Source organism: Komagataeibacter sp. NFXK3 (genome assembly GCF_054182245.1).
The window spans coordinates 1-1,310 of the sequence record NZ_JAPIVJ010000073.1 but is presented as its reverse complement, the minus strand read 5'-3'; the positions used below and the strand labels follow the sequence as shown (position 1 = coordinate 1,310).

Here is a 1,310-nt window from a genome sequence, read left to right as displayed (position 1 = left end):
GCCCAGCTTGACCGGGTGCAGTGGCCGCACGACATGCGCAACCTCTCGGTCGAGCAGCTCAAGCAGCTTGCGGAGGAACTGCGGTCGGAGACGATCGATACCGTGTCCACCACCGGTGGCCATCTTGGCGCATCCCTTGGCGTGGTTGAACTGACGGTGGCGCTGCATGCCGTGTTCGACACGCCCGCCGACCGCGTGATCTGGGATGTGGGCCACCAGACCTACCCCCACAAGATCCTGACCGGGCGGCGCGAGCGCATCCGCACCCTGCGCCAGCCGGGCGGGCTTTCGGGCTTCACGCGCCGCAGCGAGAGCGAATACGACCCGTTTGGCGCGGCCCACTCCTCCACCTCCATTTCCGCGGGCCTGGGCATGGCCGTCGCCCACCACCTGCGCGCGGAGGAAGACCCCTCCTACCGCGAGCGCAACGTGATTGCGGTGATCGGCGATGGCTCGATCTCGGCGGGCATGGCGTATGAGGCAATGAACAACGCCTCGCATTGCGGCCCCGGCGCCGAGCGCCTGATCGTGGTGCTCAACGACAACGAGATGTCGATCGCGCCCCCGGTGGGCGCGATGTCGAGCTACCTGTCGCGGCTGATGTCGTCGCGCAAGTTCCTGAACCTGCGCGAACTCGCCGCCAAGATGGCCAAGCGCCTGCCCGGCCGCCTCGAGCGCACCGCCAAGAAGGCCGATGAATACGCGCGCGGCATCATGACCGGCGGCACGCTGTTCGAGGAACTCGGCTTCTATTACGTCGGCCCCGTTGACGGGCACGACATGAACCAGCTCGTCCACATCCTGCGCAACCTGCGCGATGCCGAGGATGTCGGCCCCGTGCTGCTGCATGTCATCACCGAAAAGGGCCATGGCTACAGCCCGGCCGAATCGGCGGGCGACAAGTATCACGCCGTCTCCAAGTTCAATGTGGTCACCGGCGAGCAGAAGAAGGGCCCGTCCGGGCCGCCAAGCTACACCTCGGTGTTTGCGAAGGAACTCGTGCGCCAGGCCGCGACTGACGACAAGATCGTCACCATCACCGCCGCCATGCCGTCGGGCACCGGGCTCGACAAGTTCGCCAAGGCCTATCCCGACCGGTTCTTTGACGTGGGCATTGCCGAGCAGCATGCCGTGACCTTTGCCGCCGGCATGGCCACCGAGGGGCTGCGCCCGTTCTGCGCCATCTATTCCACCTTCCTGCAGCGCGCCTATGACCAGGTGATGCATGACGTGGTGCTGCAGAAGCTGCCGGTGCGCTTCGCCATCGACCGCGCGGGCCTTGTTGGCGCCGATGGCGCGACCCATGCCGG

At 66.6% G+C, this 1,310-nt stretch carries 1 protein-coding gene; it reads left to right on the top strand.

What is annotated here, in order from left to right; all coding sequences use genetic code 11:
* Positions 1-1,310, top strand: a 1,310-nt coding sequence (gene dxs, locus OQZ28_RS17505) for a 1-deoxy-D-xylulose-5-phosphate synthase (RefSeq protein WP_458136696.1), incomplete at both ends; no start/stop codon positions are given.